The sequence below is a fragment of the Pontibacter lucknowensis genome (assembly GCF_900156415.1).
GTDB classification, from domain to species: Bacteria; Bacteroidota; Bacteroidia; order Cytophagales; family Hymenobacteraceae; genus Pontibacter; species Pontibacter lucknowensis.
The window spans coordinates 411,642-427,260 of record NZ_FTNM01000005.1; the positions used below are offsets into that span (position 1 = coordinate 411,642).

Genomic DNA, 15,619 nt, shown 5'->3' on the forward strand with positions numbered 1-15,619 from the left:
CTGTGCTTCTCAGACCGTAGTTAAACGCTCCGGACTACTGATACAGGTAGCGCAGGGCTGTTCTGTCGTTAGAGTTGAAGTAGCGGTTCACGCCAGTGCCGATGCAGGCCAGCATCCAGGAGTTAGGATCAGCACCTGTCGGTGTGCCCGGGATGTGCACAGCACCTACTGTAGAGGCACCCTCGTTGTAGTACGAACCACCGCAGCTGTAGGCTCTGTTCATGTAGTCGGTGTGACGGAAGCCGATCGTGTGACCGATCTCGTGCGCCAGGATCGTGGCCAGGTAGTTGGTGCCCGGGTTAGAGCCCAGGTAGTCCGAGTTCACCTTAACAGAGTTGTACGGGTTGCCACCGGAAGGGAAACCGGCAGAAGCCAGGTAAGAAGAACCGCTCGGCGCCTTCGACACCAGGATGTTGTAACCGGAGGACACGCGGCGGAACTTCAAGCGCAGGTTCTCAGCGTTGAAGCGGCGGATGGCCTCGTCGAGCGCCGACACATAAGAGGAAGGCAGGCTGGTGGTGATGGCCACGTTGATGGTGCGGCTGGAGCCTACGCTTACCAGGTTGTTGGTGCGGTACTGCTCCTCCTCACCAACACGCAGGGCTGTGGTCTCAGGAGAGGCCTGCAGGTCGCTTTCAGAGAAGAAAATGTCACCCTCCACAATGTAGCCACCCTCGGTGCGCTGTACATTGTCTGTGTTGAAACCCATCTCTGAGATTTTAGCCATGGCGAGGGGTGAAATCTCGTTGGCAGTTACATCTGCCTCTTCTTTCTGGCAAGAGGAGAAACAGAACATGACCGCAAGGGCCAGGAGCGAAAGTAAACGTGTTGTTTTCATTAAAATATATTTTTATAGTTAAACATGACGAAATATAGACGAAAACAATCAGCCATACAATAGCCTAAACAAACTGAAAATCAGCGTTTTAACAACATATTTACCGCTCTTAAAAAGTTTCGGAGATAATAAACATTAAATATAACTTATATAAGAATTTAAGTATGCTTATGAAACTGGGTTGCAATAACAAAGCGCACCCGAAACTGAAAAAATTTCAAAAAAAATTAAAAAAATTTCTTCAGGCCTCTATCGGCACGCGAATGTTTAAACACTAATCCTCAGAGAGATGGCATTAGCTACTGATCACAAAAAAAGCAGCTACCCGCAAGGGCAGCTGCTTTAAGTTGGCTCAGTAGCAAGTTTGCTACAGGATGTTGTTGATTTGCTCTTTTATCTTTTCCAGCTCCTCTTTCATTTCCACAACATGGTGCTGTATAGTAGCGTCGTTGGCTTTTGAGCCGATCGTATTGATCTCCCTGCCGATCTCCTGCGAAATGAAACCCAGCTTTTTGCCAGTGGGCTCCGGCAGGTATACCGTTTCCGTAAAGTAATGCAGGTGGTTGATCAGGCGAACTTTCTCTTCCGCTATATCAAGCTTTTCCATGTAATAGATCATCTCTTGCTCGTAGCGGTTCTGATCGTAGTGGTCTGAGTTTGATATTTCGGTGATATGGTTTTTGATGCGGTTGCGGATATGCTCCATGCGCACCGGGTCTTGTTTCTCGACCTCAGCCAGCAGTATCCGGATACGGTCGATGTAGGACATGATTTCCGTAGTAAGCGCCTTGCCCTCATCAGCCCGGAATGCGTTGATGCTCTCGAGCGCCTGTTGCACCAGAGGCTGAACTGTATCCCAGTCGGCTTCGCCTTCCTCGTCTTCGCCCTGGTCCTGCTGCAGTACATCCGGCATGTGCAGGGCCAAACGGAAAAGGTCGTTTTTAGATCCGCCTACCATATCGGCAGCCGAGTTCAGTTCCTCGTAGTATGCTTTGAGCAAGTCTTTATTGATATTACTCTTGGCTTTCTGCGCTTTGTTTTTGGCATAGTCAACGCAGATGCTCACTTTACCACGCACAAGCGCTTTTGTCAGCATGGTGCGGATCTCGTACTCACGCTCCGAAAGGAAGCGCGGTAGACGCACGGACAGGTCCATACCTTTGGAATTGAGCGATCTGATTTCGACGTTAATAGAATACTGGTCAGTATCGAGGCGGGCACTGCCATAGCCTGTCATGGACTGCAACATAAGCACTATATAAGATGATGTTCCTGCAAATTAGCTATAATTCCTCACTTATACGTAGATGGAAAGCTAAAAGCTCAAATCCGGACAGGCAGCGGGGTCCTGACAAGGCGATGGTGTTCGGGTCCGAGTCTTGTCTTTTTGGAGGGGATTCTATACCTAGGGCACCATTTGATTTACCGCATCAATCATACCTGTGACCTCAGCAGGATGATGGTTGATACGCTCGCCCCTTTTTTTGCCAAGTCGCACAATCACAAGCTCTTTCTCTGGTATCACGATGATGTACTGCCCCAGAATGCCACGTGCGTAGAAGATAGATTGGCCTTTGTAGTCCGGCAGTAGCCACCATTGGTAGCCATAGTGCCTGGTGGGATCACCGGTATTGGCATCCGTCAGGCCGCTTGGGGTAAGAGAAGCCTGCACGTACTCCGGCGATACCAGCGTGTCCCCCTGCCAGATCCCCTTTTGCAGGTATAGCTGCCCGATGCGGGCAAAATCGCGGGCATTGGAGAAGAAGCAGCAATAGGCTTTCTCGTTTCCAAGGGGGTGGTCGATGCTCCATTCGGCCTTTTGCTCCGCTCCAAGTGGACGCCATAGTTTCTCTTCGGCATAGTCCGCCAGCCTTTGGCCGGTGGCCGCTTCCAGCACGAAAGCCAGTATTTGGGTATCACCGCTTTTATAAGAGAAGGCCTGCCCGGGCTCCTCCACCGCTTCCAACCTTCGGATCACTTTCTTCAGGTCAGACCCATAGTAGGCCTCTGTAGTAACCGAAAAGGGGTTGCCATATGACTCGTCCCAGTTCAGTCCGGAGCTCATCCAGAGCAGGTGCCGGAGCGTGATCTTTGCCTTTGCTCCTTCTCTGAAATCCGGCAAAAAGTCACCTACCGGCTGGTCTATACTTTGAATCGCTCCCTCCTTCAGGGCTATACCTACCAGGATGCTCACGATACTTTTGGCCACCGAAAAGGAGTTGCTCAGCGACTCTTCTGAATAGCCATCCCAGTACTGCTCATACAGCAGTGAGTCGCGGTGCACAACCACAAAGGCAACTGACTCCAGCTCCTTGTGAAGCTGCTGCAACTTCTGCGGCAGCGTAAGCTGATTGTAGTTAGTCGCAAGCGGCCAGGGCTGGGGCTCATCAGCAGCTTTGATCTTGCGCTGGTGGAAGATCAGGTGATCGTCTATATCAGCAAAGTTATGATACAGGGCTTTGTACACATAGTTTTTGTCGGCCATGTGCAGCCAGGCGGCTGCCAACCCGATCACCAGAATAAAGCCAATACCAAATCGTTTGGTTTTCCGGTTCATGCCTGTGTTAGAAGTCGTAGCCTAAAGTAATGTAAAACTTAGGCCCTCTGCGCGAATTGTCCTCCTGGCTCCAGGCCATGTCAACCTTGCCGTATACCCCGAACAAGGTAGTGCGTGCACCTACGCCATAGCCCAACAGGAAGGGGTTGCGGTAGTTAATCACCGTGATCTCGAACGGACTCGTGTTGGTCTGGTCTATACGGCCACCTATCACGCGGGTATTAATAGAGTTGTTGCCCGTGAACGGGTTGGTACCATTGTAAGCTGACCCGGCGTCACCGAAAGCAGTAAACTGCAGGTTGCGGAAGAAGCCCGAAGGTATAGGTCCGTCATAGAGATACTGCACAATAGGTACGCGCAACTCCAGATTGGCCAGCAGCACTTTGGAGCCCCGACGAGCATTGAAATTGAAGCCACGTAGCGGAGTCGTGTAATCGAGGTAAAACAGGTCGGCTGGCGTTCTCACCACAACAGCATCGCGTGGGTTGCCGTCGTCTTCAGATGCGAAGAGCCAGTTGTCCATGCCCCCGATCAGGAAGTTTTTGGGCGCGTTACCGAAGAAAGTACCATAGTTGATACGACCTGCCAGCGTGATCTGCCGGTGAATTTTCTGGTAGTGACGCACATCCAGGTAAAACTTGCTGAAGTTCTCAGAACTGTGCTCAAAGTTTTTCAGGCTCATGATACCTGCTTTCATACGGGTACCTTCCAGCATGTTTACGCCCCGCACCACGGAGTTGTCAAAGACCAGTTCCACACTACCGCCACCGAAGTAGTCGGTCCTGTCTGGTGTCACAAAACTGTTGATGTAGGTAAAGCGCGTGTTCACAAACCTGGGCTGCATGCGGAGGCTGGTGCTGTAGCTGAGCGGGTATACCAGGGTGGGCGAGAATTCGTGTTTGCCGAAGCGCACCACAGAGCCCGGGAACTCCGGCGCCTGCCCCACGATCACATCACGCCGGTACTGCAAGCCGATGTCGAACCGGTTTTTGAGGTTCATGTATTCGGCAAACATGCGGCTGGTCTCCAGGTCGGTGCGCACAAAGGCGTTGCCCCGGATATGGTGATTTTCGAACAAGTCGCTCATGTTTACGCCAGCCACTATACCAAAGCCCAACTGCGGATCAGCGTATACCGACGTAATTACCTCCTGCACACTAAAGCGAAGGTCATAGTCTACGGGGCCTGCAATAGGTACGCCACCATCAGTTGTACGGGCACGCTGCGGTGCTGCGGCCTGTGTTTTAGCCTTTGCTTCAGCTTCCTGCTGCTCTTTGGCATCGCTCTCGAACTGGTAGTTTTCAATGTCTACCTCCCCCTGGCGTGGCGTTCTTTTGAGCGTAGTTGTGCCCTCCACTATTTTGCGGGTGGCGGCGGTTGTTGCTGCGGCGGCGCTTCGGGCGCGGGTTTCCAGTATAATCTGCCGTGAGGTCTTAGGGAGCGAGTCCTGGGTGGTAGGATTGAATGTCGGGAAAGCGTAAACAAAGCTGCGGGCATTGTCTCTGGCCGTCAGTACTAGGGCATTTGCACTTCCCCCTACGTCATAACTCTCGATATCCTGCAGGAAGTTGGTGATGGGACGACTGCTGCCTGCGGCAATATCAAAGCGATACAGGCTGCGCACGCCAGTCTCTTCGCTCAGGTACACCAGGTTGCCGTCATCTGTGGCACGTGGTCGCAATTCGCTCGCTATGGAGAAAGTGATTTGCCGGGCGTTGCCCCCATCACGTGACATCAGGAAGATGTCGTAGTTGTTTACCACACCAGCAAAACTACCTGTGGCTGTCTGCCCGGTCGTATCAACGAAGCGGTTGGAGCTAAAGGCAATGTTGTTGCTTCCCCCTTTCAGGAAGACCGGCTGTATGTCGTCGTAAATGTCGTTGGTGAGCTGCTGCTGCATACGCCCGCCGCTCGAGAGCAGGTATAGGTCTGTCTGCCCATCACGCACGGCGCTGATCAGGAGCGTGCTGCCGTCTTCGGAGTAGCTCATATCACGCACCTGCGAGAACTGGCTAAGCGTTACGGCAGGGGTCCGGATATCGTCAAACACCGGGATGCGGGAGCGCCGGCGGGTAGAGTTAATCTGACGCAGCACCATCTGACCTCTTCTTGCTTCCACAAAGCCAAGCTGCGTGTTGGTACGCCAGGCCAGCACAGGCAGCTTATAGTCGATGCGCTGGTCAACGGTCTTATACCCGCTCTTCCATACCACACGACTGCGGTTGCTTCCTACCTCTTTCACAATAATCTGGTAGCTGCCGTTCTCGTTTTCGGCATAAGCCATCAGCGTTCCGGCCGGGTTCAGCACAGGCTGGGTATAATGATTGTCTTTTCTGTTCTTCTGGAAAACCTTGTTCTCGGCAGGCAGGCTCACCAGCGGATTCTCACCGCGGGTGTTGATCTGCATGTAGTAGTTATGGCAGTCCTGCAGGAAGCGTTTGTATGGAATGTTCAGGCTGCTGGTAATGCCCACCTCGGTGTCGCGGGTAATACGGGTCAGGTTCAGGATGTTCTGAATGGAGGTATAGCCATAGCGTTCGGCAATATAATTCCAAACAGCCTGACCGCCTAATTCCTGGTCACGGGCCAGCACGTCTTCCATGCGGGCTTTGCTATTGACCATCAGCATGTCGCGCACATAGTTGTCCATGCGCAGGCTCCAGCCCTCAGCGGTGTAAGCCGCCACCCCGCTGATAAACCAGTCAGGCAGGCGCAGCAGGTAGCTACTCTGCAGCGCCTCTTTCAGACTGCCGCCATACATCATGTCGTTTAGCAGGAGCTCGGTCAGCTGATAACTCAGGTCACGCTTAAAGTCAGTTTGAGTACCATCGTAGGCCAGTTCCAGCTTGTTTTTGATAAAGAGCGTCTCGCCCCCGGTTTGGAACTGGTCGCGCTGCATCCCGATGTTGCTTTGCTTCAGGTCCGTCATCGAGTTATACACGATGAGTGTGATCTTGGAGTAAGGATAATAACCGATAAAACTGGTGATGCGCTTAAGTTCACGCTCAGCATACTCAGCCGCATTGCGTGCCGACTGGTCGCCACCTTCATAAAAGTATATGTTAAAGTTCTGGGTGCTGTAGAGCTTCCAGTCGAAGTTCTTATACTGAATTCGGCTCCGGCCAAAGGTCTGCACATTAGGCTGGGCCATAGCCACTTCGCCTGCGGCAACGCAGCACAGGAACAGTAACAATAACCTTATGGTGAAACGCATGCGCTTAGAGTTCTTGGTTATGGTGTTTTATGTAGTCGTAATATAACGAATAATATCTCGAAATGTGTACGTCTGGCAGTATTTCTCCCCCTCCAATTAATGCCTTGGCAAATACATCAGCCAGGTAAGGCGCCATCAGCACACCTTTGGAGCCCATCCCATTGAACACGCTCAGCTGCGTATGTTCCGGGTGCCGGCCCATAAGCGGACGGCGGTCGCGCACGGCAGGCCTTATACCGGCCCAGTGCCTGCTCACCTGATAAGATTGTGTGGTAATCTGCTCAAAGCGTTCGCTCAGTTCTTCCCTGCCTTCCGGGGTTGGCAGTTCGTCGGGTTGACGCCAGTTGTAGGTGGCCCCTATCTTGAAGCGGCCCTCTCCTACCGGAACAACGTAAACGGCTTTATTATAGATGCATTCCGGGTTAAAATCCTGTGTTTGCACCTCCAGCACTTCACCTTTGGTAGGCTGCAGCGGCAGCCACTTAAAGTACGGGTTGCTCACTACCTGCCAGCCTTCACAGAAAACCACATGCCTGGCTGTTATGTTTTTGTAAGCTACTCCCTGCTCCGTTAGTTGCAGTTGGTCTATTTCAAAACGCTCCGGTAGCAATGCATTGTCCTGCTGCAGCTCTTGCAGCAGCAGGTCGAGTGTATTGGCTATGCGCAGGTAGCCGCCTTTCCTGATCATGATACCGCCAAACTGGTCTTGAACAGAAGACTCCTGGCCGGCGCTTTGGGTATAGGTGGCGCCGATGTATTCGCTCCAGTTTCCTTCAGCGCTTTTGGCCATCCAGTTGTTCTGCTCCTCTATGGTCGAAAATACTTTGTAGATGGGTTTGTGTATGAAAAGCTCCTGATCAAATCGCGCTCCCAGTTCGTCATAAAAGCTGTCGGCATAGGGCAGCAGCGTATCGACGAGCCAGGACTTGGCGAAGCGCTTGCCTGCCACCGGGTTTACGAGGCCGGCTGCTACACGGGAAGCGGAGTTGGCTTTGGGCTCGTCGATCACCAGCACCTGCTGGCCCTGCTTGCGTAAGGTATAGGCAAGTGTGGCGCCGGCAATGCCGTGCCCCACGACTATGTAGTCATAATTCATACAGGCAATTTACGACTTACGCCTGAAGTTCGTAACTTAGAAGCCGAATTTGTGGGCTCCGCGCCCTCTGAACGAGAACAACATGAACATTACCTGTCTTACATTTAACCCCTTCCAGGAAAACACTTACCTGCTGCACGACGACACCAAGGAGTGCGTGGTAGTAGATCCTGGCTGCTATGAGCAAGCCGAACAGCAGGAACTCAAGCGCTACATCGAGGCAAATGAGCTGAAAGTGGTGCGCCTGCTCAACACTCACTGCCACATCGACCATGTGCTGGGCAACAAGTTTGTTGCCGACACTTACAGCGTGGAACTGGAGATACACGAGAAAGAGCTGGAGATTCTGCGTGCTGTGCCGGTATACGCTCCGAACTACGGTTTTCAGATGTACAGCGGCATGGAAGCCTCGACCAATTACCTGAAGGAAGGCGACACGGTCAAATTTGGCAATACCGAGCTGCAGATTATTTTTTCGCCCGGCCATGCACCCGGCCATGTGGTTTTTTACAGTGAACCCGACAAGGTATGCATCGGAGGCGACGTACTGTTTAAAGGCAGCATTGGCCGCACCGACCTGCCTGGCGGTGACTTCGATACCTTGATCAACAGCATCAGAACCAAGCTATTCACCTTGCCGGATGAAACGGTGGTATACCCAGGTCACGGACCAGAAACCACCATCGCGTACGAAAAAAAGTATAACCCATTCCTGCGTTAAGCCTTCCGGATGAAGAACTACATACCTAACGCCATCACCTGCCTTAACCTGTTCTGTGGATGCCTGGCGCTGTACTTTGCTTTTAACTTTCGCCTGGAATACGCAGCCTACCTGATTGGTTTAGCCGCTATTTTCGACTTTATGGACGGCATGCTGGCCCGCGTGCTCAAGGCTTACTCTGAGATAGGAAAGCAGCTGGACTCGCTGGCTGACATGGTTTCGTTTGGAGCCGTTCCGGGTGCTATCATGTTCGCGCTGCTTTCACAAGCGGAGGCTTCTGTGTTAAGTATACCTGCCGACATCCTGCCATTCTTCGGCTTCCTGATCACGATCTTCTCGGCACTGCGCCTGGCCAAGTTCAACATCGACACGCGGCAGGCCGAGTCTTTTATTGGCGTACCCACGCCGGCCTGCTCTATGTTTATCGGTTCGCTGCCGCTGATACTGGCCACCTCCGGTAACCTATACGATAATGTTATTCTGAATCCTTACTTCCTGCTGGTGGTAACGGTCGTATTCTCATACCTGCTGGTGGCGGAGCTGCCACTGTTTGCGCTCAAATTCAAGAACCTGACCTGGAAAGACAATGCTATCCGGTTCGTTTTCCTGGGTATCTCTGTCATTTTGCTGGCACTTGCCAAATTCGCAGCTATACCGCTGATCATCGTGCTTTATGTCGTGTTGTCCATCTTCAAGAAAGCCCCAACCTCCTAAAGCTCTATGACAATCAGACCAACTTGCTAAGTAGCCTCAATTATCGATTATTTATTTAGCTGGAAGGATAATCTTCTGTAAATTTATACAGCCTCCTATTCATTAATTTACCCAAGTCTGCCATGCGGATTTCTTTGCTGCTGTATACCTGTCTGCTGTTCGGCTCCAGCCTGCTAGCGCCCCATGCAAGGGCACAGGAAAGTGCAGCGGCTCCACAGCAGGGGCAAACATTCCGCAACACTTCCCAAAGCACTGAAGGCACCCAAAGCCAATTCGCCACTTCTTCGGCGCTCAGCACAGGCAACTGGTATAAGATTGGCGTAACCGAATCAGGTATACACCGCATCGACAGGGCACTACTGCAGTCACTTGGTGTCAATACCCAGCAGCTCGACCCACGCACATTGCAGCTATTTGGAAACGGAGGCGGTATGCTTCCGCAACCCAACAATGCACCTCGCCCTGACGATCTTGTGGAGAATGCCATCTGGGTGGCAGGTGAAACCGATGGCCGCTTCGACGAGTCAGACTATGTGCTGTTTTACGCACAAGGTCCTCATACCTGGCAAGCTACAGGCGGCAGCCCGGCCTTTCGCCACAGCCACAACATTTACTCCGATACTGCTTATTACTTTATTCGGGTGGGAGCGGGCAAGGGTCTCCGGTTAAGCGAACGCGGCCAGGCAAGTGATGCTGGTCAAACTATTAGTAGTTACAATGAGCGCCTTTACCACGAGCGTGATCTCAAGAACATGGTGTACTCCGGCAGAGAATGGTACGGGGAAGACTTTAGTGCTTTCACGGCCTCTCGCGAAATCAGCCTTCCCGTGTCGGACTTGGCACTGGGTTCTGAGGTCAAGCTGACGGCTTTTCTGATGGCAAATTCATCGGCGGAGAGCTCCTATACCTTGCGCCTCAACGGCCATACCCTGGGCACACAGACGATCAGCGGGCGCGGTACATTTCCTTACCATCCGGAAGGCGTGAACAGCATCAGCACCTACACATTGAACCAGCAAGTACTTGGGCAACCAACGGAACTCAAAGTAGGGATCAGCTTCAGCACAGGCAGCAACTCTACTGCCCTTGGTTTCCTGAATTACCTGACACTCAACTATGAGCGCCAGCTCAAGCTTTACGGTGACCAAACCAGTTTCCGCTCCGTGGCTAGTCTGGCCAGCCCGGTGAGTACTTTCCGTATGGCAGGCGCAACCGCGAATACACAGGTATGGGATGTGACAGATCCGCTGCGGCCTATCGTGCAGCAAACAATCGTTTCCGGCTCAGACTTAACTTTTAGTGCTCCAACTGATGTGCTCAGGGAATTTGTGGCATTCAGGAACAACACAGGTCTCAAGCCAGCAGCTTTTGGGAGGGTGACCAACCAGGACCTACACAGCCACAACCTCGATGGCAACCTCAACCTGGTTATCCTGACTCATCCCCGCTTTTTGCAGGAGGCCAACCGCCTGGCAGCGCATCGCCGGCAGCATAGCAACATGCAGGTTACAGTTGTTACTACCACGCAGGTATATAACGAGTTCTCATCAGGTGCGCAGGATGTAACGGCCATACGCGACTACATGCGCATGCTCTACAGCCGCAGCAGCAAGCAGGGCGACGATGTAATTTACCTGTTGCTCTTTGGAGATACGTCTTACGATTATAAAAACCGACTGACCAACAACACCAACTTTGTGCCCGTGTATCAGTCAAGGCAATCACTGCACCCGATTAGCAGCTACTCTTCCGAAGACTACTATGGTTTTCTGGATGAGGACGAGGGCGAATGGGCCGAGAACAGCACTGGCGACCACCTGCTTGATATAGGTATAGGCCGGCTACCTGTAAAGTCCACGACAGAAGCGGCGACAGTCGTTGACAAGATCATCGCTTACGATAGCCCGGGACATTTTGGGAAGTGGCGCAGCCAGGTAACTTTTGTGGCTGATGACGGTGACTATAACGAGCACCTGAACGATGCCGAGTTCCTGAGCAGCTACCTTGAGCGTGATCACATCAGTTACAACCCCAACAAGGTATACCTGGACCTATACCCACAGGAAGCCGTCGCCAATGGACAGCGTGCACCTGAAGCGGCGGCAGCTATCGACAAAGCTATAGAGCAAGGCTCCCTGATCGTGAACTATACCGGACATGGCAACGAAGTCAGCTGGGCCTGGGAGCAGATTCTGACAGTGCCGCAGATAAATAACTGGCGAAACAAGGACCGATTGACTTTTCTGCTTACCGCCACCTGCGAATTCGGTCGCTACGATGACCCAAGGCGCTCCTCTGGAGCAGAACTCGCTCTGCTAAATTCTCAAGGGGGTGCCATCGGCCTGCTTACCACAACGCGTCCCGTTTTCTCCAGTGATAACCGGGTACTCAATCGCAACTTCTATAGAGCGGCTTTCAGTCCTGTAAATGGTCGGATGCCCCGACTCGGTGATGTCATGCGCCTGACTAAAAACATCAGCCTGACAGAGACAGGAGGTTCCAGGGGTGTGAACAACCGTAACTTCACATTGCTGGCTGATCCTTCTCAGCAACTAGCCTATCCGCATTTGCAGGCACAAATCACACAGATTAATGGAAGCCAAGCCGCTTCCGACACGATTGGGGCATTAGGTAAGGTAAACATGAAGGGCGTAGTGATGGCTGCAGACGGCAGCATCGCCACGAATTTTGATGGTTCTTTGCACATCACTGTTTATGAGAAACCGATTACCCGCCGCACCCTGGGTGATAACACACCGGAGCGCACAGGCGAACCCGCTATACCTGGCGGCAGCCAGCCTTTACCAGTTCAGCTTCGCGAGAACATTGTGTATGACGGACAAGCCACTGTCAGATCCGGTGCCTTTGAATTGAGCTTTGTTGTTCCTAAAGATATCGACTACCGCTATGGCGCTGGCAAAATCAGCCTCTATGCCAAAAGTGCTGCACATGATGCTTTAGGAGCCGACACAGCAGTGGTTATCGGAGGCACCGCCTCAGGTATAGCGATGGACAATACACCTCCTGTCATTAAGCTGTTCATGGATGACGAGTCTTTCGTATTTGGCGGCACAACGGGTCAGAACCCGGTCCTGTTGGCAAAACTTTTTGATGAGAACGGCCTGAATACGGCAGGTATAGGATCGGGACACGAGATGATCGCCATACTTGATGAAGGAACCGACCAAGCCATCGTGCTTAACGATTACTACACTTCTGATCGCGACAGCTATCAATCCGGCTCCATACGCTATCCTTTCAAAGACCTGAAAGAAGGCCAGCATACTTTGTCGCTTAAGGCCTGGGACACGCACAACAATTCAGCACAGGAGCGGTTGGAGTTTATCGTGTCGAACAACGAAAAGTTAACGATAACACAGTTGCTGAATTACCCGAACCCATTCTCCACGAATACGACCTTTCATTTTGACCACAACAGGGCAGGTGAAAATATAGATATCCATATACAGATATTTACCGTATCAGGAAAACTGGTTAAAACACTGCATGGCACTAGTTATGCCAGCCAGTCGCACCTGGCCAACATAAACTGGAACGGAAGAGACGAATTTAACAACACATTAGCACGCGGCGTATACGTTTACCGAATCATTGTACGTTCTCAATATGATAGAGCCACGGCCACTAGATTTGAGAAACTTGTGCTCTTGAATTAGTAAAATCCTATAATATTTCTATATTTGATTTTGCAACAATACCCTCTATATGTATAAGAAAAATCTACTTGTAAAAGCCACTGCATTTGTGGCTGCATTCTTTACAGTGCACTTTGCATCAGCACAAACATCTACTATTGGCCAGGACTCACGCACGGTAACCACTGCCGTTCCGATTTTGACAGTAGCTCCGGATGCACGCTCTGCCGCATTAGGCGATGCGGGTGTTGCCATCAGCCCTGATGCAAACACGCCACACTGGAATCCTGCTAAGCTGGGCTTTGTGCAGAACGACATGAGTGTAAGTTTTTCTTATTCTCCATGGCTGCGAAATATCGTGGACGACATGTCTCTCAGCTACCTCTCAGGTTATAAAAAACTATCTGAAACATCTGCCATATCTGCCTCGCTTCTATACTTTGACCTGGGTGATATTCAGTTCATCGATGCCAACGGAAACGACATCACTGAGTTCTCTCCTAAGGAGTATGCGCTGTCAGTTTCTTACGGACAAGCTTTGAGCGAATACTTCAGCTTAGGTATAGGCGCCCGTTTCATTAGGTCTAACTTGGCCGGTAATGTAACCATTGGCGGTGGCGCTACACCTTTTGAATCAAAGCCAGGTAATACAGCCGCTGTAGACGTGGGTGTATACTACAACCGAGATCTTTCTCAAAACCTGAACCTGGGTCTGGGTGCTAACATATCAAACATCGGTGGTAAGATTGCCTATACCAATGGTGACCAGAAAGATTTTCTTCCTACAAACCTGAAACTAGGCACCGCGATTACGTATAACCTTGACCAGTATAACTCGCTGACTTTTGTGCTTGATGCCAACAAACTGCTGGTGCCATCGCCTGGTGCTGACAGCACACAGACGGTGATCAGTGGTATCTTTACCTCGTTCGGTGATGCCCCGGGTGGATTTAGTGAGGAACTAAAAGAGATCAACTTCTCTGGCGGTGTGGAGTACTGGTATAATAACCTGTTCGCTGCTCGTCTTGGTTACTTTTATGAAAACCCTGAGAAAGGCAACAGAAAGTATATTTCAACAGGTGTAGGTTTGCGTTACCAGAAATTTGGCATTGACGCGGCATACCTGATCCCAAGCGAAAGAGGTAATCCTCTTGCTGAGACCATACGCTTCAGCCTGTCGCTAAACTTAGATTAAAAAACTAATTACAGAATGCTTGATAGAACAAAAGCACCAGAAATACATGAAATAGAAGCAGTAACGCTACAGATAGCTGAGGTAAGTCACTTAAGCAACGGAGCGAGACTGCATTATATAAAAAGCGAAACCCAGCCTGTTATCAGGCTGGATTTTGTTTTTAAAGCGGGTAAGTGGTACGAAGATCAGGCCGGCGTAGCTGACTTGACGGGGAAGATGCTTTTTGAGGGTAGTAAAAATTATACAGCTAAGCAGATTGCTGAGAAGGTAGCCTACTATGGAGCCTCTTTTGAAAACAACCATGGCTACGATCGGTCGGAATTTACACTTTACTGCTTAAGCAAATACGTGCCGGAACTGTTGCCATTAGTGCTTGATGTCCTGCAAAACCCAGTCTTCCCGACAGAGGAATTTGAACTGCTTCGTAAGCGAAATCAGCAAAACCTGAAAGTGCAGCGTCAGAAGAATAATTATCTGGCAACCCACAGCTTCACAAAACTGGTTTATAGTGAAAAGCACCCCTATGTGTTTGGCCTCGATGAAAATGCATTAGATACTATTGCCAGGGAGGAGTTAGAGAGTTTTTATAAGAGCAGGTATAGCACAGATCAGCTGGAGGTTTTTGCTTGCGGTGCCATCGATGAAGAACTGGAAAAACTTCTGGAAAAAGAGATATCAGCTCTACAGCTCGAAGAAGTAACAAATGACATAACTTCACCTACCCTTGAGACCAATAAGGACGAACATTTTGTCCTGATGCCAGAAAGCTTACAATCCTCCATTCGTTTAGGCAAACAGTTTCCAATTATCGGGCATGAAGACTATCATAAGCTTGTTGTACTTAATGAAATACTAGGTGGCTATTTTGGATCGAGGTTGATGCGCAATATTCGGGAGGACAAAGGGTATACCTACGGCATCTACTCAGCTATATCGCCGAAAGAGCATGATAGCTTATTTTTTATAGGCACTGACGTAAACTATCAGGTCACATACAAGACAATAGAAGAGATTCGTAAAGAAGTAAAGCTATTACAAGAAGAGTTGGTGCCGGAGGAAGAGCTACAAACCGTAAAAAGCTACATGCTCGGCAAATTCTTAAACGATATCGCCACCATCTTTGAGCAATGTGACAGATACAAACGCATTGTACTACATAAGCTTCCTTATGAGCATTACAATAACTACATCAGCACGATAAGAGGCCTTACAGCTGAGGAACTTAGAGAACTGGCAAACCAGTACATCGCATTAGATGGCTTAAAGACTGCTATAGCCGGTAAAAAACCTGATTAGATTTACCTACCTCCATTAGTACATATTAGAAGAAACGGAGAAGGCTGCACATCAAGGCAGCCTTCTCCGTTTACATTAGATGCAAATTCATTTTAGATTACAATACTCTAATTTTACCCTTTGCAGGCTAGGAATATGGAGACTGCGGATGCATCTTAAACAAGTCCGCTACTGGCAATTCAGCACCGAATCCCCCCTGTTATCACTTCAAAAAGATAATTTTCGGCAAAAACAGCTGCCTTCCCCTTCATTGCGGTGGGGGGTATTAAACGCGTACGGCCCCTGACTCTTGCGAATCAGGGGCCGTGCGTTGTTGGGGTTGGCGGCCACCT

The 15,619-nt window shown here is 50.6% G+C and carries 10 protein-coding genes; 5 read left to right on the forward strand and 5 right to left on the reverse strand.

The window, feature by feature from the left end:
• Window positions 1–34: 34 nt before the first annotated feature.
• The 5 genes from BW972_RS16690 to BW972_RS16710 all read right to left on the reverse strand — a co-directional run bounded on the left by BW972_RS16690 (window position 35) and on the right by BW972_RS16710 (window position 7,705).
• Window positions 35–838 (reverse strand): M57 family metalloprotease, encoded by an 804-nt coding sequence (locus tag BW972_RS16690; RefSeq protein ID WP_007655451.1) that lies wholly within the window; start codon window positions 836–838, stop codon window positions 35–37.
• Between the two features lie 367 nt (window positions 839–1,205).
• Window positions 1,206–2,087 carry a YicC/YloC family endoribonuclease gene (locus BW972_RS16695; RefSeq protein ID WP_076422940.1) on the reverse strand — a complete coding sequence of 294 codons (882 nt, stop codon included), beginning with the start codon at window positions 2,085–2,087 and terminating at the stop codon, window positions 1,206–1,208.
• A 156-nt stretch (window positions 2,088–2,243) separates the two neighbouring features.
• The gene (locus BW972_RS16700; RefSeq protein WP_076422941.1) at window positions 2,244–3,395 is read right to left on the reverse strand and encodes a serine hydrolase domain-containing protein; all 1,152 of its coding nucleotides are present in this window, start codon (window positions 3,393–3,395) and stop codon (window positions 2,244–2,246) included.
• A 7-nt stretch (window positions 3,396–3,402) separates the two neighbouring features.
• Complete coding sequence (locus BW972_RS16705) at window positions 3,403–6,609, reverse strand: TolB-like translocation protein (protein ID WP_076422942.1); 3,207 nt, start codon at window positions 6,607–6,609, stop codon at window positions 3,403–3,405.
• 4 nt (window positions 6,610–6,613) lie between these two features.
• On the reverse strand, window positions 6,614–7,705 hold the full coding sequence (locus tag BW972_RS16710) for an NAD(P)/FAD-dependent oxidoreductase (RefSeq protein WP_076422943.1): 1,092 nt from the start codon (window positions 7,703–7,705) through the stop codon (window positions 6,614–6,616).
• Between the two features lie 82 nt (window positions 7,706–7,787).
• Here BW972_RS16710 and BW972_RS16715 point away from each other — a divergent pair, with 82 nt between their 5' ends.
• The 5 genes from BW972_RS16715 to BW972_RS16735 all read left to right on the forward strand — a co-directional run bounded on the left by BW972_RS16715 (window position 7,788) and on the right by BW972_RS16735 (window position 15,287).
• On the forward strand, window positions 7,788–8,426 hold the full coding sequence (locus tag BW972_RS16715; RefSeq protein WP_076422982.1) for an MBL fold metallo-hydrolase: 639 nt from the start codon (window positions 7,788–7,790) through the stop codon (window positions 8,424–8,426).
• 9 nt (window positions 8,427–8,435) lie between these two features.
• Complete coding sequence (gene pssA, locus BW972_RS16720) at window positions 8,436–9,140, forward strand: CDP-diacylglycerol--serine O-phosphatidyltransferase (RefSeq protein ID WP_076422944.1); 705 nt, start codon at window positions 8,436–8,438, stop codon at window positions 9,138–9,140.
• Window positions 9,141–9,262: 122 nt separating this feature from the next.
• Window positions 9,263–12,817: a type IX secretion system sortase PorU gene (gene porU, locus BW972_RS16725; protein ID WP_076422945.1), complete on the forward strand. Its 3,555-nt coding sequence runs from the start codon at window positions 9,263–9,265 to the stop codon at window positions 12,815–12,817.
• A gap of 49 nt (window positions 12,818–12,866) precedes the next feature.
• Complete coding sequence (porV, locus tag BW972_RS16730) at window positions 12,867–13,991, forward strand: type IX secretion system outer membrane channel protein PorV (protein WP_076422946.1); 1,125 nt, start codon at window positions 12,867–12,869, stop codon at window positions 13,989–13,991.
• A gap of 15 nt (window positions 13,992–14,006) precedes the next feature.
• Complete coding sequence (locus BW972_RS16735) at window positions 14,007–15,287, forward strand: M16 family metallopeptidase (protein ID WP_076422947.1); 1,281 nt, start codon at window positions 14,007–14,009, stop codon at window positions 15,285–15,287.
• The last annotated feature ends 332 nt before the right edge of the window (window positions 15,288–15,619 follow it).

Coding starts and splice junctions, on each gene's coding strand:
- BW972_RS16690 (WP_007655451.1), bottom strand. CDS start 838: ATGAAAACAACACGTTTACTTTCGCTCCTGGCCCTTGCGGTCATGTTC.
- BW972_RS16695 (WP_076422940.1), bottom strand. CDS start 2,087: ATGTTGCAGTCCATGACAGGCTATGGCAGTGCCCGCCTCGATACTGAC.
- BW972_RS16700 (WP_076422941.1), bottom strand. CDS start 3,395: ATGAACCGGAAAACCAAACGATTTGGTATTGGCTTTATTCTGGTGATC.
- BW972_RS16705 (WP_076422942.1), bottom strand. CDS start 6,609: ATGCGTTTCACCATAAGGTTATTGTTACTGTTCCTGTGCTGCGTTGCC.
- BW972_RS16710 (WP_076422943.1), bottom strand. CDS start 7,705: ATGAATTATGACTACATAGTCGTGGGGCACGGCATTGCCGGCGCCACA.
- BW972_RS16715 (WP_076422982.1), top strand. CDS start 7,788: ATGAACATTACCTGTCTTACATTTAACCCCTTCCAGGAAAACACTTAC.
- pssA (WP_076422944.1), top strand. CDS start 8,436: ATGAAGAACTACATACCTAACGCCATCACCTGCCTTAACCTGTTCTGT.
- porU (WP_076422945.1), top strand. CDS start 9,263: ATGCGGATTTCTTTGCTGCTGTATACCTGTCTGCTGTTCGGCTCCAGC.
- porV (WP_076422946.1), top strand. CDS start 12,867: ATGTATAAGAAAAATCTACTTGTAAAAGCCACTGCATTTGTGGCTGCA.
- BW972_RS16735 (WP_076422947.1), top strand. CDS start 14,007: ATGCTTGATAGAACAAAAGCACCAGAAATACATGAAATAGAAGCAGTA.